This window comes from Bacillus sp. 05T22 (assembly GCF_056396765.1).
This window is the reverse complement of the sequence record NZ_JBFTMC010000031.1, coordinates 17,825-36,757: the sequence shown is the minus strand read 5'-3', so window position 1 is coordinate 36,757 and position 18,933 is coordinate 17,825. Positions and strand designations below refer to the sequence as shown.

The following is an 18,933-nucleotide window of genomic DNA, read 5'->3' as shown; positions in this document are numbered from 1 at the left end:
ACTTAACTGCAAATGACTTTTCTTCTAACCCAATCATAGCTTTTTCTTCAGAAAATAAAGCTCGTTTTATTAATCCAAAAAACACTGATGTTCCTCGTCTAGATAAATTCTTCTTTGAAAATAATGTTTTCTATAATGAACAGCCATTTTGTGAAATAATTAGTGCAGAATTTTATGAGCTTGATTTCTCACCATGTGATAATGATCATGATAAACATCATGGAGAATCATGTGGTAAACATCATGAAAAAACATTTGACCACTTACGTGAAAAAATCGTTCTTGATCTTACTTTGAAAGTATTACAAACTCAACAAGTAAGAATTGGAGGAACTGGACAATCTAGCTGCTAATTAAGAATTCTCATTAATATTCTTAAATCAAGTCAGTTATTTTGCAACATTTCATGCACTAAAAAAAGAAGAATCCCATATTCTTTTTGGGATTCTTCTTTCTTATTTAAAGATTGCTCACACAAATGATCTGCACATCAATTCATCTTTGATATACAGATCATTTGTATGATAATTTTTATAAATAATTGCTAAATAGTGAACTTACATAAATGCTTTTAAAAGTTCTTGAACAAATGGAAGTGCTCCACCTACAAATTTTAAAACTGTCATTGCGATTGCCATGTTATTTCCTCCTCTTTTTTCGTATTAAGGTATGATAATTTTTATAAATAATTGCGGAATAATGAACTTACATTACTGCTTTTAAAAGTTCTCCTACTAATGGAAGTACTCCACCTAAAAATGATAAAACTGCCATTGCGATTGCCATATTATTTCCTCCTCTTTTTTGAGTATTAAGATGTGGTAAATCTTTATACTCTTATTATAGTAAGCGCTTACATTTATATCAATATATATTTATATGCAATATTACATATAGAGGGCAACGAAATATCACATTTTCGCATTAAGACATGTATTGGAAATTAATTGTTCCCTAAAACAAAAAAATGAACTGAATTCTCATAGACAACTGTAGTGAGATAAAATTTTTGTTTTGGGGTACTCCAAAATATTAGGTTGATGGGCATGGTATTTTAAAATCTTAGCTTGATGGGTATGCGGCAGAACCCCTACAAGAAAAGAATCATCCTTAACGAATTGAATAGTAGGTAGTAGGATACTGTACATACCCCTTACACGGTTTATAGGATGTGACTTAAAAATGAGCCGATAGTTTGTTACATATAACTTTCCGCCAATCGCTTCGTGTTTTCTAAAAGGACTATATTTAATTTTTTTCATACCAAAGTCTTTAAAATCAATAATTGCATTCGCTTTCCGCTCCATAACAACTCTTTCCCCTTTAAACAAATCCTGTTGTTCTAACTGCATCACTATCCCCTCCCTTTCAAAATTTACATTTTTCTACACAATTTGATTATACCCATATTTTTCTAATTAGAGAGTATGAATTTTAAGCTGAACAACAGAATCAAACAAAAAATTTCATATAATTAAAATGAACGAAACAAAGTGAAACAGAATAAAGAGAAAGGTGACTTTTCGTTCAAAATTGAATGAAAAGTCACCTTTCTTGTTTTGTATTCAGTGGCCTCCTTTAATAGGAGTCTTTTTTTATATTGAAAATTCAAACAATCATTATTACAATTGTCTCTCTGCTTCAATTTCCAGAGATTCTTCATGCCACCAAAGTGCTTCTTCTGGGTCTTGCTTCGCTATTTCGTGTGCTTCTTTTTTCGTTTCTACAGTCGGGTACGAACCTTTCAATGCACGACCTGACGTTGTTATAAATAGTAGGCTAAATACAATTAAGCCGATTAAGCTGACACCAGTTAAATAAAATGCGGGTGCAAGTGCATTTCCAGTAGCATGAACGAAATATGAACATACGAGCGGTGTTGTTCCACCAAATATGGATACGGAGATATTAAATGATATCGAGAGTGCACGATAACGTACATCTGTGAAAAAGAGAGATGGTAATAAGGAAGGCAATGTTCCTTCATAAAAACTAAGGAAGAAACCTAAAATAAAGATACCTATAAAAATAGCCACAATATGTCCATTACCGATTAGTAAAAAGGCAGGAATTGAACATAATGTCAAACCCAGTAATCCGAATTGTACTACACGTTTATTACCAACTTTATCGCTTAATTTCCCGAAATAAAGCGCCAGTGGAATCATGAGTGCCATCGTAATTGAAATAATGATTAAACCAGTCGTTTCTTTGATTTTTAATACTTGTGTTAGATAAGAAGGAATATAAGAAAGGATCATATAGTTTGTAATATTAAAGAAGGCAACAATTACTGTGCTTAAAAGAAAGTCTTTTTTATGATATTTCAAAATATCAATAAACGGAATTTGTTCATCTTCTTCAGAGTCTCTCTGCGCTTTTTCCATCTCTTGGAATATAGGAGATTCATCTAAATGACGGCGTAAATATAAACCGACCAAACCAATTGGCGCAGCAATTAAGAACGGGATACGCCATCCCCAGCTAAGCATTTGTTCATCTGTTAACACTACCGTCAAAACGGTAACGATTACCGAAGCGGCGATGTAACCAGAAAGCGTCCCAATTTCAAGACCACTACCGAGTATACCACGCTTCTTATCGGGGGAAGATTCAGCGATATACACCATCGCTCCTGAATATTCGCCTCCTGTGGAAAATCCTTGAACCATACGAGCAACTAATAATAAAATCGGTGCCCAAATTCCAATTTGTTCGTAGGTTGGTAGTAGCGCAATAAATAATGTGGAAAGTGCCATTAAAATAATAGTTGTACTTAACACAATCTTTCGGCCATATTTATCACCAATTCTACCGAAGAAAATACCACCAATCGGCCTAACTAGAAAGGCGGCAGCAAATGTACCAAATGTAAGTACAAGTTGGAGACCACTATTGTGGACACCAGAGAAGAATAATTKACTTAAAATAACCGCTAAATACGCATATAAGCCAAAGTCGAACCATTCCATTGCATTCCCAATACCAGTGGCAACAACAGCTTTCCTAGCTTGTTTAGGATTAACAATATTAACATCTTGAGGTCCAAAATCTAAATCGTTTTTTTGTTGCATATAATAAAAACAGCTCCTTATTTCATTTAAAATCATTAAGCACACTTTCTCTTATAGAATAAATTCAATACGAAGCACTTAAGGAAAAGCACCCTCTCCTTACCTGTTATTATTGTTTCATAAAATTAATTCCCTGTCTAACGACATGGATTGCAGGTTAATGAATAAAGCGCTTTCATAGAGGGATTTACACCTCATAAATATTTCGAAAATATCCGTATACCTCATATTTCATACAGAAATATTGAGTATCCTTCTCCTATACCATTTATTTTCCAAATATATCGCTTGTTTCTCAACATATATCCGTAATTCAACAAATTTTGTTATTTACAAAAAAAAAATAAAAAGCTACTTCAAAAAGTAGCTTTCGACAAGGAAATTCGGTCCACAATCACATCCGGCACTTTACTTACAATCTCCTCCCCAATCTTCAAACTAGCCGTTGCCGCTGGAGACGGAGCATTACAAATATGCATAGAGTTTATGCCCGGGATAATACAGAAGTCATCTACCATGTTTCCATTGGATAGAATGGCCTGTGCTCTTACGCCGGCATGAGTCGGAACGATGTCTTTTTCTGTAAGTTCTGGTATTAGGTGCTGCAAGCTTTTGAGAAAGGATTGTTTGCTGAAAGAACGAATCATTTCCTTCATGCCTTCTTTCATGTTTGGCATTGCCATTTTCCAAAAGCCGGCGTATGTCATTGTTTCCATGAAGTCTTTTATGTCAAAGTCTTTTTTTGTGTAGCCTTCGCGTTTGAAACTTAGTACTGCATTTGGCCCTGCATGTACGTCCCCATTTATCATTCGTGTGAAATGAACGCCTAAGAACGGAAAGTCTGGGTTTGGAACAGGATAAATTAAGTGTTTTACAAGATGGCGCTTTTCTGGAACGAGTTCGTAATATTCGCCTCGGAACGGGACGATTTTCATGTCTGTTAGTATTCCTGTTTTTTTGGCGATTCGGTCGCTATGTAATCCGGCGCAGTTAATGAGAAATCTTGCTTCAAAGACGCCTTTGTTTGTTTCGATTGTAACGAAGTCTTTTTTCTCAAAGATATGTTCTGCTTTTGTGCCTAAGTGTACTTCTCCTCCGCTTTCTTCAATAAAACGTGCAAATGTATGACTGACTCCTTTATAATCGGCGATGCCGCAGGAAGGAACGCGAATAGCTCCTAATCCTTTTACATGAGGCTCGATTTCCGCTAGTTCTCCTTGGTCGATTTTAGAAATGTTCAGCTCATTTTGTAGACCTCTTTCATACAAGTTATGTAAAAGAGGAAGTTCTTCTTGTTCTGTTGCGACAATCACCTTGCCGCACATGTCATAGGCGATGCCATTTTCTTTGCAGAACTCAACCATCGCTGCGTTTCCCTCTTTCGCAAATTTCGCTTTATAGCTGCCCGGTTTATAGTAAATGCCGGAATGAATGACACCGCTATTATGTCCTGTTTGGTGATGCGCAAGTTCGTCCTCTTTTTCGATGACTGCGATTTTGGCATGAGGAAATTTTTTTGTTAACCCCATTCCTGTTGAAAGGCCAACAATTCCTCCGCCGATAATTAGAAAATCATACATATAAAACTTCCCCCTTATGTTTGTATCCCCTATATTAGGAAAGGCAGGCCTTATTGTAAGACCCGCCGCATCTATTATTTAGAAAAGCAACCACGCTGACGCATAAGCTCTCGATATAAATCTTTGTTTTCCTCAAAAGGAGCGCGCCCGTGCATCCAAAATAGATTGTTTAATAGAACTAAATCTCCAACTGGTAATTGTAATGCATGCGTTGCTGGAGAGTTCTCCACAGAGTGTGATAATTCCTTCAAATATGTTGCCTGTTCAATATTGTCTGGATAAGCGAATTGATCAATAAAGCAAATACACGGTGCATTGTTTACATCAAAAAATGTTTCACGGTAGACGATTTCCTGCGCATTTTTACTTGGAGGTGCTTTGTATGTGATTTTGACAGATGCGAGTGGATGCTTGCGAAATTTATCAAGCTCTTCCCAATCATCTAAATGAAGTAAACGTGATTCACCGCCTACTGCATTCTTCTCCTCAAATTTCATCATAAGGAGCCAATCTGTCGGTTCGTCAACAAATGTCCCGTCTGTATGAAGAGTAAATAATCGATATGCTTGGCGAAGGTAAGAATCACTGCCATCTGTATCTTTCACATTAAATCTCGCGTAGTACGTTCCTGTCATTGCATCAAAGTTGGGTGTACCAATTAAATGTGTTAATGCCGTTGCAAATTTCACATAGTCTCCTGCATCTATCGTTTCGCCTTGTACACCAATTGTAAACCCGCCCGTTTCCCGGTCGTGAATAATACCACGAACATTTTCCATAAACGATTCACCAAAGAATTTTTTCATTTGATCAGCAAGGATAAAGCGAGAATACGGAATATATTGTAAGGATTGCTCCGAATGTTCTTTTACCTCTACGAAAAATTGTTGAAACAATTGCTGATCTAACACAATATGATACAAGCGTTTATGTTCTGGATGAGGAACAATTTCATACCCCTCATATTTCTTTGCAAACTTCATCTTCATTTCTTGCTCTGTAATCACTGACATTTTATTTCCTCCTTTAGTTTAAATAAACGAAAAAGCCAGTCATACGCATCTACAATACAAATCGTAGAAAACGTACAACTGGCTTTAAATTACGAGTGTTCTTTAATCTCTTAAAGTACAGTAATAATAGACAGTTTTTTTATGAAAATATGTGCAAAACAGAAAATGAAGATCGGATATAGAGAAGGCTAATTTCTCGTATGGATCTTATCATTTTATAATTAAATGATAATTCAAAATATTTACACTGTCAATATGTTTTTATCAGTTATTTTATCGTTCGTGTACTGTGTAAAAATAATAAAGTCGTTGTTTAACTCTTATCCACCTAACACTTCATTATCCATAATACTTAATTTCAGCGTTTTCTTTCTTTGCTCGAATCGTAATTCTTCCAGTGAATTGTGGTGGATTTTCATAATCTTTTTCAACTTCATCAAACATGGCTTGTAAAATTGATTCCAACTCACCTAATGTAGTATCTTTTGATAAACCATTTACTCTTGCAATTTCAATACTTTTATAAGCACTATCAACATTTACTAGCTCTTCTTCACCGAATCCTTTAACTTCAAACTCTACTTTCATTTTCTCCATATCATTCCCTCCTTCTGAAAACTGCCCTTTAGTAGAAGCGCAATCCTACTTTTATTGTATATGAAGCGGTAAGAGCTAGCACTATATTTATTTATTATAATTCTTGTATTTTAAAAACCTTTCTTCTCCTTTGACATGTACTTTTCATTTTCTTTCTCCCGGCCACATGCTTTACACATGTTACAAGGTTTCACCACACCATTTTCCGTACATCTTCTTTTTTGTTTTCCACCTTGATTTAACTTTGACATTTTTTAACCTCCTCATGTTTTAAAAATAAAAAGCCAGCTATATTCCGCTCACCAAATAAGCAGAAATATAACTGGCTCTCGTTTATGAACGTTCTTTACAAAGTAAAGTGCGATACAGTGAAACTTTAATCAGTGGGGGATTTTTCATCCCCCACTGATTATTAGTTGAACCAATCGGGCTTTTACGGGCAGTTTGTTATAGATTTGTTTCTTCATATTCTTCTTGTGGCTTTTCGCCGTTTACATAGCTTGTATATTGGCGGTACAAATCTTTTAACGCGCTAATAATCGCATTTTGTGCTTTTCCTTGATAATGATACGAGATTTCTTGCGTGATCTCTTCAATGCCATCTTGTAAACTATGTCCTCTTAACATTTGAGCAATAAAGTCTCTCCCATGTTCAGTAGCAAGGGTACATGACGCTTCAATAATAACGTGATATTTGAGATCTGCCTCTATTGTAATTGTTAATGTTTCATAGACACTGCGTACAGCCATCCCTTTCGGAAGTCTTGAGTGTCCTGCCATGAAAAAAGTACCTTTACGCATGTTCATCCCCCATTATTATGTGTTTATTCTATAACTCATACTTGATCGATATATACTGTCTTCACTCGTGTATAAAATTCTGCAGCTGTTTTTCCTTGTTCACGCGGTCCATCGCTAGAATTTTTCATGCCGCCAAACGGAACTTGCGGCTCCGCTCCTGCTGTTTCTGAATTGACATGGACCATTCCAACTTCCATATCATCAATAAACTGCTGGGCTAGGCTGAGATTATTTGTACAAACAGATGCACTCAGTCCGTATTCTGTATCATTCGCTAAATGAATCGCTTCTTGATAATTGTTCACCTTAAACAAACAGATAACAGGACCGAAAATTTCTTCTTTCGCAATTCGTGCATCTTGCGGTACGTCTTCAAAAATAGTCGGTAGAACATAATATCCTCGTTTTAACTCATCTTCTTCTGGTGCGCTACCTCCGCAAAGTAAAGAAGCCTCTTTCTTTCCTACTTCAATCATCGCTAAAACAGAGTGCTGCTGGTTCTCGGATACGCATGGCCCCATAAACGTAGCATTTTCTAATGGATTTCCAACTTTAAGAGCCTTTGTACGTAACAGGAGCTCATTTCGAAATTCCTCATAAATGTCATCTTCAATAATTACTCTGCTTGTCGCTGTGCATTTTTGTCCTGTTGACATAAATGCACCTCTTATCACAATATCGACTGCTTTCTGGGTATCAGCATCCTTTAATACGACTAATGGGTTTTTTCCTCCCATTTCTAACTGCACCTTTTTCCCGCTTGCAATCGCGGTTTGCTGAATGGTTTTTCCGACGCTATTCGAACCAGTAAAGGATATCGCTTTTATATCAGGATTTTCTGTTAATTCCGTTCCAACGACTGAACCTTTGCCAAACACACAATTGATAACTCCAGCAGGAATTCCTGCCTCGTGAAAAGCATTCACAAGGTGATAGACTGATTTCGGCGTAATTTCAGCTGGCTTTATAACAACCGTATTTCCATAAATCAGCGCCGGAGCCATTTTCCATGCTGGAATCGCAATTGGGAAATTCCACGGTGTAATGAGTCCCACTGGCCCCACTGCGACGCGTTTGCTGTAGAGCATCGTTTTCGGATTTGCAGAAGGAATCATTTCTCCTACCGGCTGATTTGCTTCCCCCGCATAGTACTCCAGAATACTGATTGCTCGCTTCGTCTCCCCGATTCCTTCGGCAAGTGTCTTTCCTTCTTCACTCGTTAAATCTTGACCAATTTCTGCCACTCGTTCTTTTAAAATCGCTGCTGCTTTCCATAAATAACTTGCCCGCTCTTGAAACGATAGCCCTTGCCAATTTTGAAAAGCTTCTTTTGCAGATGCGATAGCTGCCTGTGTATCATCTGCTGAACTTAGTGGAAATTCCCCTAACACGTCTCCGTTATGCGGATTATAATTTTTCGAATATTGATTCGTAGATGGCTCTTTCCACTGGCCATTTATATAATTTAAAAACCTCATTACTCTGCCTCCATCATCGTTTCCTATTTTGATAGTTTCGCAATTGCCGTTTCAAGAATATGAAGCCCTTCTTCAAGCTGTTCATCTGTAATAACAAGCGGCGGTAAGAAACGAAGGACATTACCATAAATACCAGCGCTTATTGTGATTACACCTTTGTTATGTGTTTCTTGCATAATCGCTTTTACTTCTTCTGCTGCTGGTTCTTTCGTATTTCGGTCCTTTACAAGCTCGATCGCCGTCATCGCCCCAAGGCCTCTCACATCTCCAATACATTCGTATTTCTCCTTCCAGCTATGGAATACTTCCATCATCCGGCTTCCGATTACCTCAGCACGTTTTACTAACTGCTCTTCTTCAATTACATCTAAAACAGCAAGTGCAGCTGCGCAAGCAACCGGGCTTCCCGAAAAAGTGCCGCCAAGTTGTCCTGGCCCAGGCGCATCCATCAATTCCGCTCTTCCTGTTACTGCGCTAAGCGGCATACCTGCAGCAATTGATTTTGAAAATGTCATTAAATCAGGAGCAACGCCAAAATGATCCATTGCGAACAAACTTCCAGTACGAGCAAAACCCGTTTGAATTTCATCAGCAATCATGATAATTCCATATTTATCACAAAGGTTTCTGACGCCTTGTATAAACGTTGCACTTGGAACAATAAATCCACCCTCACCTTGAAGCGGTTCCAAAATAATGGCAGCGATATTATCACTTGCCACTTCCTCTAACATAAAACGTTCGAAATACGCTAAAATTCGCCCATCTACTTCTTCTTTCGTCATGCCGTCTTCCGCGCGGTAATAATACGGATAAGGCAGCTTGTATACATCTGATGCAAATGGACCAAATCCATGCTTATAAGGTTTTACTTTACTCGTAAGAGACATTGTCAGAAGTGTCCGCCCGTGATATGCACGTTCAAATGAAACAACGGCACTGCGCCCAGTCGCTTTCCTAGCGATTTTTACAGCATTCTCTACTGCTTCAGCCCCGCTATTTGCAAACATTGTTTTTTTCTTAAAATCTCCTGGCGTTAATTCATTCAATCTCTCAGCCAACTCAATATAGCTTTCATACGGCGCTACATGAAAACAACTATGAATAGAAGATGCCACCTGGCTTTGAATGGCTTGTACTACTTTCGGATGACAATGCCCGACATTTTGCATACCAATCCCGCCTGCAAAATCTATTAATTCATTGCCATCTACATCCGTAATGATTGCCCCTTTTGCCGACCCGACATATAACTGCGTAATATTATAAGGACCCTCAGGCACCGCATTGTTTCTTCTCTCATGTAGACTATCAGATTTTGTCGTTACAATATTTTGCTTTTCTTTTAACATGGAACATTCCCCTTTCTTACTCCTTCTCTAAACTAACTTTCGAATCTTGTATAATCGTAAAATCTTCTTTTATTGGCACTCGCTTATTTCTATCTCTTAGGAAATAGATTGCGATTACTACGGCAGTCGCTAACATCGTCATATAAAATTGCATACGCATATCCGCTATAAACGCTTGTGCAACAAATATCGTAATGATCATCGCAAGTGTTGCATATGTGAGATAAGGGAATAACCACATTTTCACCTTTAGTTTCCCTGGGTCTTCTCTTTCAGCTTTTCTTCTCAACCTGATATGAGAAACGGCAACGAACATATACATCAGCATCGTAACGCCGCCTGAGCTATTCGCTAAAAAAGCAAATAGTTTATCAGGAGATATAAACTTTAGCATGGCACAAATGAATGCGAATACGATACTTGCATAGATCGCCCAAACTGGTGTCCCTCTACTATTTAACTTGGAGAACATTAGAGGGGCATCTCCTTTTTTCGCAAGTGAAAATAACATACGAGAACTCGTGTATATTCCGGAATTCATAACCGAAAGGAGCGATAGAAATACAACCCCATTCATGATTTCCGCAGCTGCAGGGATTCCTGCCATCTGAAATAAACTTGCATAAGGCAATTTCAATAATTCTGCATTGTTCCACGGCATAAAAATGACCAAAATCGATACAGACCCTACAAAGAAAATCATAAGACGCCATACAACACTGTTAATCGCTCTTATTACATTCTTCTCTGGATTGTCAGACTCTCCGGCCGCAATCGCTGCTACTTCACTCCCCGATAAAGAGAAAGAAATAAACACAACGCTAAGTAGTACTGGCATAATTCCTTTTGGAAAAAAGCCCCCGTTTTCAGAGATGATTGAAAGATCCGGTCTATCTACATTAGGTACAAGTCCAAAAATCATAGAAACTCCTAAAACTAAAAATGCAAGAATCGCTACCACTTTAATAAGCGCTAACCAATATTCAAACTCCCCGTATAACTTCACTGAATAAACATTTGTCATTGTCATCATGATAATCACGAACAAACTCGCTAGCCATGTTGGTATGGAAGGAAACCAATTATTGATCATCACTCCTAACAATACCGCTTCGATTGCGATAATAATGAGCCAATTGAACCAGTATAACCAACCGATTGTGTACCCTGCCCAAGGTCCAATTGCCTTATGTGCATATGTTGAGAATGAACCACTATCAGGGTTTACCGCAGCCATCTCCCCGAGCATCCGCATCACAAGTACAACCATTAAAGCGCCAATGATATAGGACAAAATGGCCGCTGGACCGGTTGATTGAATAATTGTCCCACTTCCTACAAATAATCCGCCCCCGATCACCCCGCCAATTGAAATCATTGTGATATGCCTGGTTTTTAAGTCTTTTTGTAGTTCCTTTTTTTCTTTCACCAAAAAGATCACCAACCTATAAGTATTTATTTTCATAAATCCTTCTATTAGAGTGAATATACATAAGATCGAAACATCGCCCATGATTGATAACGATTTCTTAACATCATCTTCTAAATCGGTCTTCTAATAAGCATATGTAACGCTCACCCTTTTCCTATTTATAGGAAAAATAAAAAGAGCCAGAAAAACAATGTAAAGAATTACATTGGATTTTACTGTCTCTATCCTTATGGCTCGTCTTCCTGCTAAGGAAGTTCAAGTGGAAAGAAGCCAATCATCCTCGATTAAATTGAACGAAATCATATCCGGGCATGCAGAGAGGCTAATCACTGTCATCCGATAATAAACTAATAATAATACAAATAGACTGAATATTCAACATTTATTTTAAATTCAGTTATATTGTGTTAAAAACGAAATTTATAAATTCTAAAACATATACTGTTTAAAAGCAAAAAGGAAGTGATCTCCATGTATTTTGGAACAAAAGGATGGTACGTAGCGGAACTGAAAAAATTAGGAGTTCGTTATTTTGAAGGACGGAAGTTAGAGAGCTATCGGGGGCATGTTTTACGTAATTTATTAGCTGCAAAGCAAGAAGAACTCAAAGAAAAGTAATCTATTATGATTCATCGATAAGACGATATCGACTATTCTCTCAAATATATCGACCGTTTCTCACCATATTCGGAATGCGTTTGTCCCGTTTGGCAACAATCAAGCAGAGCGTGACTTGCGAATGGCCAAGGTAAAGGAAAATATCTCTGGTACCTTTCGAAACGAACAGGATAGCGTTGTATTTTGTCGCATTCGCAGTGTAATTTCTACGATTACAAAACAGAAACAATCCGTACAAGGCAACAAAAGAAGGCATGCCTCCTTTTGTTGCCTTCCTAGTAAACTATCTAACACTAGGCTAAGCAGTTACTACAAAGCTTAACAAGTAAATACCCTTAATCCTAGAATAGAAGATTTAACAATTCCTTTGAGTGATAAAGAAAAAAGTGATTGGCATATATACCAATCACTTTCCTTTATACATTACAAAAGACTTCCCCTATTCACAAACAAGAATTTCCCTAGAAAATGTCCCTTTTTTAGCTATACAGCGGTCTGTAATTTCAAATCCAGCTTCTTTAATCATGTGATCCATTGTCTCAATGGTTACAACAATTACTTTTTTCGCAAAACGACGCGCATGTGTAAGAATTGAGAATTGATCTTCTGGTGTCGCATGTGTAAATAAATTGTACGGCATATCGATAATTGCTACATCGTAATTAATTGTGACATCCGCAATCGGCCCTACCGTTACGTCTCCTTCAAATCCAAAATGCGCAATATTCTCTCTAGATCCAATTACAACAAGAGGATTTATATCCCGGCCCACGATGTCAATTCCCATGGACAGTGCCTCTACCAGTACCGTTCCTATACCACAACACGGGTCAATCGCCTTGACTCCATCAGGATTTGGCACAGCGATATTCGCAACAGCTCTCGCAACACGTGTGCTAAGTGACGTAGAATAGCTGCGTGGTTTTTTCACGTGATGATACCAAACAGCTTCACTTTCAACATATTCTCCAAAATACCAACGACCACCAAGAGGAACAATTCCAAATACACGCTCTGGATGATGCACGTCCGCTTCCCCTTCAATCTGCATGCCGATTTCTCTCTCAATTACACGCCGCTGTCCGTATTCTATTTTGTTCGATTCATTGAGATCATTAATTTTAACAAAAATAACTTTGAATGTAGCTCCTGCCAAATCAATTTGTTCTACTTGTTCTAAAATATTTGCCAAGTCGTCTCCTTCATACATCACTTCGATTCGTTCTTTCATAAACGGACTTCGGCTCGGCTCAATTTTGACCTTACTTTTCAAAATGTTAACATGAGACTCAACTCCAAAAAGAGAGCGCATCTCCATATAACATAAAGATCGTTCATCTTCGCGGAATGCATACGTATATATAAATGCCGGTGTTGTGCTGTGATTATTCAATCTGTTCGCATCCTTTATCATTTTAAATTGTTCTTCCCCATCATTCTCAGTAGTACCATATAACATGAAATATATGAAAAAGGGACGAATAAGCCGAGGCAACTTTGTCTCTTTTTATTAGTTCTTTTCATCGGATTCTTTACTTATTAAAGAATATTTTATTTCTAGGAATTAGCTCGTATTCCTAACTCCTTACAATCGCTCACATACTTTTTTAATAAAGTTAAATGATATCATATGATTCAAACAAAGTGAAACTTTAATCACACTCACCTATCCTCTTTGCTGAATTTCGAAGCGGGAGTCTTACTGCCCGCGAATAGCGGAATAAAAAAAGTATTTCTTTCTACTAGTCATACAGAGAGAAATACTTTTTTATTTTGGAGAATTGGTTACTGGACATCTATAGTAATAATTCTGGCGTTGCCTCTCTAGTTATTAGGATATCTTTTCTTAATATATACATACTAAACATACTATAGAAGGCACGTAGAAAGTGAGGGAGTCATGGCTAAATTTCTGAAACGGTTAAAATATAGAGGTAATCCTAAGTCATTTTCAATACAAGACAATACTCATTTTTCGAAAAAAAATATAGAGGCCTCCCTCTTAGACGCTGATTTATCGAAAAACATAGCTGATATTCAGAATGTATTTCGTCAAGCACCTGATTTAGTGATTCGTCGGTTTCAAATGACAGCAGATGGATTAGAAGCAGCTTTAGTGTATTTGTCTGGATTAACAGATAAACAATTGATTCAACATCACGTTCTAAATCCTTTAATGAATAGTGCTTTTGATACGAATACGGAACTTCCAATTACATTAGGACAGATTAAAATTATTAATACGTGCAGTCAGATTGAAAATGCTATTTTTGGAGGAGATAGTGTTTTATTAATCCACGGCCGAACAACAGCGCATCAATTGGATACGAAAGGATGGCCACAAAGAAATATTGAAGATGCTCATAACGAGATAGCTCTAAAAGGTGCGCATCAAGGATTCACAGAAACTGGAAGTCAAAATATCGCAATGATTCGAAGATATATTCCTCATCGCGAATTAATGATAAAAGAAATAATAATTGGTATACGAAGCAAAACGAGGATTTCTATTTTATATTTGGAAGATGTAGCTTCTGAAGATGTGCTGAAGGAATTAGAAACACGGATTCAAGATATTACGGTCGACGCTATTGAAAGTACTGGTGAACTTATCGAATTCATTGAAGATAACCCGTACTCACCGTTTCCACAATTTATGTTAACTGAAAGACCCGATGTGGCTGTATCTCATATTCTCCAGGGAAGATTTGTGATTGTTGTGGATCATTCCCCTAGTGTATTAATTGCCCCGACAAATTTTATATCTTTTTTTCAAGGAATTGATGATTACGGGACACGTTGGTTAGTTGCCTCATCTATTCGTATACTTCGTTTCGTCGCTTTTATGATTGCTCTATTTTTACCTGCGAGTTATGTTGCGTTTATTTCCTTTAATTTTGAAGTCATTCCTGTAGAGCTTTTTTTGTCTATTGCGGAATCAAGAACGCGTGTACCATTTTCTCCAGTTATGGAAGCACTGCTTATGGAAATGACATTGGAAGCGATGAGAGAAGGGGCTTTACGGCTGCCTACTCCGATCGGTCAGACAGTTGGAATTGTGGGCGGAATTATTATTGGACAGGCTGCTGTTCAGGCGGGAATTGTAAGCAACATTATGATTATCGTTGTTGCTATTACAGCCATCGCTTCTTTTATTATCCCTAATTATGATATGGGAGCGGCAGTCAGACTTTTACGCTTTCCAATGATGCTATCAGCTTCCTTATTTGGAATTGTAGGACTTGTTATCGGGTGGATGACATTAATTGCGCATCTCATCAGTCTTGAATCGCTAGGTACCCCTTACGGAACTCCGTTAGCACCGTTTCGCTTTGCAGATATGAAGGATGCTTTTGTACGCTTTCCTTTATGGGCGATAAGAAGTCGTTCTAAAGGTACGGGAGCCACTCAATCTATTCGACAAAGAAAAAACCATAATAAAAGGTGAAACTATGAAAAAATATGCCTATAATGACATCACTCTTATGCAGTATATTTTTTTAATCAATGGAATGCAGGTGGCCACTGGAGTTTTATCTCTCCCACGATTGCTTGCAGAAAAAGCTGGAACAGATGGATGGATAGCTATACTTATCGGCTGGGTATTCTCCACAATATCAGGTATTTTTATCGTGAAAACAGCTGCAAGATATCCCGAGGACACGCTTTACGACATTCTTATACGATTATTCGGAAAAATAGTAGGGAAAGCACTCGTTATTATTTACATGATATATTTTGCCTTTTATTCCGGTACTATTCTTGTGAACGCTATGCTTTATCTTAAGGGATGGCTTCTTCCGAAAACGCCTGACTATATCATTATCTTTTTGTTTTCGATTCCTACCTTTCTTGTTGTACGCAACGGCCTTCGTATTATAGGGCGGTACTCTGAACTTACTTTTTATATGATGCTTTGGATTCCGCTGTTTTTTTTGATACCGCTAAAAGATGGCGGAAGCCTGATGCCCTTCTTTCCGCTCTTAAAAGAAGGGTGGAAACCTGTATTAACAGCTGTACCGACCACTATTTTTGCTTATTTAGGGTTTGATATTGCGTTCTTTTTATATCCCTTTTTACAAAAAAAACAGTATGCAGTCCATGGAATGGTTATTGCAAACACTTTAACGATGTTATTTTATTTATTTGCTACTATTATTTGCTTTTCCTATTTTAGCCCCGATAGCATTACACAATTTAACCAACCGGTACTAAATTTACTTAAAGTAATTGAATTTCGTTTTTTAGAACGTTTTGACATGATTTTATTGGCTGTTTACTTAACCGTTGTTTCCACAGCCTGGATTCCTTGCATATACTGCGCTGTATTTTGTTCGAGCCAATTACTTGGGAAACAAGATCACAGCTCTCATGTCGTTGTTCTATTATTGCTCATTATCGGCTTCGCATTTTGGACTCGTCCTAGTTGGAATCAAGCCGAAACTTGGCAACAGGTAGTATCGAATGCTGGATTAGGATTGACGTATATATCACCTATCATTTTATGGATGTATAGCTGGGTATATGAGAAGTCTCGCTAGGGGGGGATACATTGAAAAGAAAAGTACTATGTTGTATTTTGTTATCGGTGTTCATGATGACTGGATGCTTTGATCAGACAAATGTTGAAGATGTTTCCCTTACCCTTATCCTTGGTATCGACTTAGATCGTAATAATAATTTATTGGTATATATATCAAGTCCTGTTTTTAATAAAGAAGCAAAAGTAAAAGAAGAAACTACTGGTGTGAAATCTGTTACAATTCGAAATTCTAGAGACAAATTTGATGCTACAGTTATGGCGCTAACCTCGGGAAGTAAAACACAGGTTATTTTAGTTGGAAAGCGGCTAATGAAACAAAAAAACTGGGAAAATTACCTCGATCCATTTTATCGAGACCCCAAAAATACAGTTACCACACGAGTTGTTGCTGTAGATGGACCTGTTTCGGACGTCATCTTTTATCACCCAAAAGATAAGCCCCGACTTCCTTTATATTTAACAAAACTAGTTGATACCGCCTATTTAAGAAATATCGCAGTAAAAACAACTCTTCAAAAATTACATGAACAAGTAGCAGACAAAGGGATTACAGCAAGTATTACTGAGATGAAAAAAAAGAATAAAATATGGGTGACAGGTACAGCTTTGTTGGATGAAAAAGGAAGGTATAAATTAACGCTAAAATCTGATGAAAACAAACTATTACGCATTTTGCAGCAAGAAACGAAAGGTGAGTTTCCATTTACAATTGCAATTAAACTAATGTCGGATAGCAAGGATAAAGATTGGATAAGCTTTAGTGCCCAAAATATTAAAGTAAAGACAAAGGTTAAGTATAATAATCATTTTATATTTAATATAGATGTAAAGATGAGAATCGGTATTACAGAACGACTTTTTTCGTTCAATACAAGAAAGGACGCAGCAAAATTACAAAAAGCTATTGAAACTAAGCTGGAAGCTGATTTCAAGCAATTAATAAAGAAAATACAAGCTACCAAAATCGATCCGATTGGGCTTGGGCTATATGCAAGAACTTACACGTATCCAGAATGGAAAAAAGTCCAAAATAGATGGAATAAGGCATTAGCAAAGGGCGATGTAAACGTCAAGGTAAATGTAGAAATTGGTGGGATGGGAACGATTAAGTAACATGAGCTCAACTAAGATTCGTACCAAAATTGCAAGCCCCTTCAATTTTAGAAAGGTTAATTTCTTTACTAGCTGTTTTTTCATAAAAAAACCTTCACATGTAGTATGTAAGAAGATTCCCTCATAAGTTATTTACAAATTGTAGGTGAGGAATATTTGATGCTTACTCCGACAACATTCGCCATACAAAAGAGGTTACCCGATACCAGGTAACCTCTTTTCGTTATTCTCCAATCAACTCCGACATTACATAAGCAAATACAAGCGCCTCCGTATGTGCAATCGAACTCTCATGTGTACGCTCAAATGCATGAGAAGAATCAATTCCCGCTCCAATTAGTGCGTGTTTCACATCAAATCCTGCGCAGATTGCTGCGGATGCATCTGATCCGTAGTATGGGTAAATATCTACTTTATATTCAATGTTGTTTGCTTTCGCAAGTTCAACTAAATGCTTGCGTAAACCGTAGTGGTATGGCCCGCTAGAATCTTTGGCACAAATCGATACTGTGTATTCATCTGATGCTTGACCATCTCCTAATGCTCCCATATCGACAGCTAAGTATTCTACTGTTTCTTCTGGGATGTTGGAATTACCACCATACCCGATTTCTTCATTATTAGAGATTAAGAAATGTGTTGTGTATGGCAATGTAATGTTTTCATCTTGTAATCTTTTAATTAATTTTAGTAGAATTGCCACGCTTACTTTGTCGTCTAGGTGACGTGATTTTATGTAGCCGCTCTCTGTAATTTGGACACGTGGGTCGAATGAGACAAAGTCCCCTACTTCGATTCCTAGTTCACGAACTTCATCTGCTGAAGATACGCGCTCATCGATACGAACTTCAATATTTTTTTCATCACGTTTTGCTTCACCCGCGTCTTTGTATACATGGACAGATGTTTGGTGCATTAAAATTGTACCCGTATATGTTTTTCCGCTCGCTGTTTCGATTTCGCAATATTCTCCTTCAACAGAGTTCCAGCGAAATCCGCCAATCATCGATAAGCGAAGGCGACCGTCAGATTTTATTTCTTTTACCATTGCACCTAAAGTATCAACGTGAGCAGTTAGTAAACGATGCTGCTCATCGTTCTTCCCTTTTAACGTTAAAATAAGAGCACCTTTATTGTTACGCTTCGTTTCTACATTCCACTCTTTTACGTGGTTTTCAATAAAGTTAATGATTTTTCCTGTATTTCCAGATGGGCTTGGAATGGAAACAAGCTGTTTAATTAATTCCATTGTTTCTTTTGCATGATGTGCCAATGCAGTCCCCTCCACTTTGTTTTTCTAATATTCAGTATACCTAAATTATTACAAAACCT

Annotated in this window: 18 protein-coding genes; 6 read left to right on the top strand and 12 right to left on the bottom strand. The window is 37.4% G+C overall.

Annotation, left to right across the window (positions count from 1 at the left end; all coding sequences use genetic code 11):
- On the top strand, positions 1 to 353 hold a 353-nt coding region (locus AC1DIT_RS12355; RefSeq protein WP_476998214.1), incomplete at its 5' end, for a DUF7852 domain-containing protein.
- A 627-nt stretch (positions 354 to 980) separates the two neighbouring features.
- Here AC1DIT_RS12355 and AC1DIT_RS12350 read toward each other — a convergent pair.
- From AC1DIT_RS12350 to AC1DIT_RS12305, 10 genes are all read right to left on the bottom strand, one after another.
- Positions 981 to 1,352, bottom strand: coding sequence for a PH domain-containing protein (locus AC1DIT_RS12350; protein WP_016113303.1), 372 nt, complete (start codon positions 1,350 to 1,352; stop codon positions 981 to 983).
- 270 nt (positions 1,353 to 1,622) lie between these two features.
- Positions 1,623 to 3,074, bottom strand: a complete 1,452-nt coding sequence (locus AC1DIT_RS12345; RefSeq protein WP_476998213.1) for an MFS transporter — start codon at positions 3,072 to 3,074, stop codon at positions 1,623 to 1,625.
- Between the two features lie 356 nt (positions 3,075 to 3,430).
- A complete protein-coding gene (lhgO, locus tag AC1DIT_RS12340) occupies positions 3,431 to 4,654 on the bottom strand; it encodes an L-2-hydroxyglutarate oxidase (RefSeq protein ID WP_016113301.1) in 1,224 nt (407 codons plus the stop codon).
- Between the two features lie 74 nt (positions 4,655 to 4,728).
- Complete coding sequence (glaH, locus tag AC1DIT_RS12335; protein WP_016113300.1) at positions 4,729 to 5,667, bottom strand: glutarate dioxygenase GlaH; 939 nt, start codon at positions 5,665 to 5,667, stop codon at positions 4,729 to 4,731.
- 339 nt (positions 5,668 to 6,006) lie between these two features.
- Positions 6,007 to 6,264: a hypothetical protein gene (locus tag AC1DIT_RS12330; protein ID WP_016133149.1), complete on the bottom strand. Its 258-nt coding sequence runs from the start codon at positions 6,262 to 6,264 to the stop codon at positions 6,007 to 6,009.
- A gap of 110 nt (positions 6,265 to 6,374) precedes the next feature.
- Positions 6,375 to 6,515, bottom strand: coding sequence for a hypothetical protein (locus tag AC1DIT_RS12325; RefSeq protein WP_016133150.1), 141 nt, complete (start codon positions 6,513 to 6,515; stop codon positions 6,375 to 6,377).
- Positions 6,516 to 6,711: 196 nt separating this feature from the next.
- Entirely contained in the window at positions 6,712 to 7,065 is a 354-nt protein-coding gene (locus AC1DIT_RS12320) for a DUF3870 domain-containing protein (RefSeq protein ID WP_016113297.1), read from the bottom strand.
- Positions 7,066 to 7,100: 35 nt separating this feature from the next.
- Positions 7,101 to 8,543, bottom strand: a complete 1,443-nt coding sequence (locus AC1DIT_RS12315) for an aldehyde dehydrogenase family protein (protein ID WP_016133151.1) — start codon at positions 8,541 to 8,543, stop codon at positions 7,101 to 7,103.
- Between the two features lie 23 nt (positions 8,544 to 8,566).
- Positions 8,567 to 9,895, bottom strand: a complete 1,329-nt coding sequence (gene gabT, locus AC1DIT_RS12310) for a 4-aminobutyrate--2-oxoglutarate transaminase (RefSeq protein ID WP_016133152.1) — start codon at positions 9,893 to 9,895, stop codon at positions 8,567 to 8,569.
- Positions 9,896 to 9,911: 16 nt separating this feature from the next.
- Positions 9,912 to 11,360: an amino acid permease gene (locus tag AC1DIT_RS12305; RefSeq protein WP_033671366.1), complete on the bottom strand. Its 1,449-nt coding sequence runs from the start codon at positions 11,358 to 11,360 to the stop codon at positions 9,912 to 9,914.
- 438 nt (positions 11,361 to 11,798) lie between these two features.
- Here AC1DIT_RS12305 and AC1DIT_RS12300 point away from each other — a divergent pair, with 438 nt between their 5' ends.
- Together AC1DIT_RS12300 and AC1DIT_RS12295 are read left to right on the top strand one after the other, a co-directional pair.
- Entirely contained in the window at positions 11,799 to 11,945 is a 147-nt protein-coding gene (locus AC1DIT_RS12300; RefSeq protein ID WP_006093693.1) for a YflJ family protein, read from the top strand.
- Positions 11,946 to 11,958: 13 nt separating this feature from the next.
- Positions 11,959 to 12,267: an IS66 family transposase gene (locus AC1DIT_RS12295; RefSeq protein ID WP_267864845.1), complete on the top strand. Its 309-nt coding sequence runs from the start codon at positions 11,959 to 11,961 to the stop codon at positions 12,265 to 12,267.
- Between the two features lie 117 nt (positions 12,268 to 12,384).
- On the opposite strand, the gene AC1DIT_RS12290 is transcribed toward AC1DIT_RS12295, so the two are convergent.
- Complete coding sequence (locus AC1DIT_RS12290) at positions 12,385 to 13,338, bottom strand: TRM11 family SAM-dependent methyltransferase (protein WP_033671372.1); 954 nt, start codon at positions 13,336 to 13,338, stop codon at positions 12,385 to 12,387.
- 507 nt (positions 13,339 to 13,845) lie between these two features.
- On the opposite strand from AC1DIT_RS12290, the gene AC1DIT_RS12285 reads away from it, so the two are divergent.
- Genes AC1DIT_RS12285 through AC1DIT_RS12275 form a run of 3 tightly spaced genes read left to right on the top strand, consistent with a single transcriptional unit; the run spans position 13,846 to position 17,601 of the window.
- Positions 13,846 to 15,393, top strand: coding sequence for a spore germination protein (locus tag AC1DIT_RS12285; protein ID WP_016133155.1), 1,548 nt, complete (start codon positions 13,846 to 13,848; stop codon positions 15,391 to 15,393).
- Positions 15,394 to 15,397: 4 nt separating this feature from the next.
- Complete coding sequence (locus AC1DIT_RS12280; RefSeq protein WP_016133156.1) at positions 15,398 to 16,486, top strand: GerAB/ArcD/ProY family transporter; 1,089 nt, start codon at positions 15,398 to 15,400, stop codon at positions 16,484 to 16,486.
- Positions 16,487 to 16,497: 11 nt separating this feature from the next.
- Complete coding sequence (locus AC1DIT_RS12275; protein ID WP_016133157.1) at positions 16,498 to 17,601, top strand: Ger(x)C family spore germination protein; 1,104 nt, start codon at positions 16,498 to 16,500, stop codon at positions 17,599 to 17,601.
- 223 nt (positions 17,602 to 17,824) lie between these two features.
- On the opposite strand, the gene AC1DIT_RS12270 is transcribed toward AC1DIT_RS12275, so the two are convergent.
- Positions 17,825 to 18,874: a M42 family metallopeptidase gene (locus tag AC1DIT_RS12270; RefSeq protein ID WP_016133158.1), complete on the bottom strand. Its 1,050-nt coding sequence runs from the start codon at positions 18,872 to 18,874 to the stop codon at positions 17,825 to 17,827.
- Between the last annotated feature and the right edge of the window lie 59 nt (positions 18,875 to 18,933).

What these genes read in the sequence shown, in the direction of transcription:
- lhgO (WP_016113301.1), bottom strand. Translation starts at nt 4,654, where the DNA reads ATGTATGATTTTCTAATTATCGGCGGAGGAATTGTTGGCCTTTCAACA.
- glaH (WP_016113300.1), bottom strand. Translation starts at nt 5,667, where the DNA reads ATGTCAGTGATTACAGAGCAAGAAATGAAGATGAAGTTTGCAAAGAAA.
- AC1DIT_RS12320 (WP_016113297.1), bottom strand. Translation starts at nt 7,065, where the DNA reads ATGCGTAAAGGTACTTTTTTCATGGCAGGACACTCAAGACTTCCGAAA.
- AC1DIT_RS12330 (WP_016133149.1), bottom strand. Translation starts at nt 6,264, where the DNA reads ATGGAGAAAATGAAAGTAGAGTTTGAAGTTAAAGGATTCGGTGAAGAA.
- AC1DIT_RS12325 (WP_016133150.1), bottom strand. Translation starts at nt 6,515, where the DNA reads ATGTCAAAGTTAAATCAAGGTGGAAAACAAAAAAGAAGATGTACGGAA.
- AC1DIT_RS12315 (WP_016133151.1), bottom strand. Translation starts at nt 8,543, where the DNA reads ATGAGGTTTTTAAATTATATAAATGGCCAGTGGAAAGAGCCATCTACG.
- AC1DIT_RS12285 (WP_016133155.1), top strand. Translation starts at nt 13,846, where the DNA reads ATGGCTAAATTTCTGAAACGGTTAAAATATAGAGGTAATCCTAAGTCA.
- AC1DIT_RS12280 (WP_016133156.1), top strand. Translation starts at nt 15,398, where the DNA reads ATGAAAAAATATGCCTATAATGACATCACTCTTATGCAGTATATTTTT.
- AC1DIT_RS12300 (WP_006093693.1), top strand. Translation starts at nt 11,799, where the DNA reads ATGTATTTTGGAACAAAAGGATGGTACGTAGCGGAACTGAAAAAATTA.
- gabT (WP_016133152.1), bottom strand. Translation starts at nt 9,895, where the DNA reads ATGTTAAAAGAAAAGCAAAATATTGTAACGACAAAATCTGATAGTCTA.
- AC1DIT_RS12305 (WP_033671366.1), bottom strand. Translation starts at nt 11,360, where the DNA reads ATGAAAATAAATACTTATAGGTTGGTGATCTTTTTGGTGAAAGAAAAA.
- AC1DIT_RS12350 (WP_016113303.1), bottom strand. Translation starts at nt 1,352, where the DNA reads ATGCAGTTAGAACAACAGGATTTGTTTAAAGGGGAAAGAGTTGTTATG.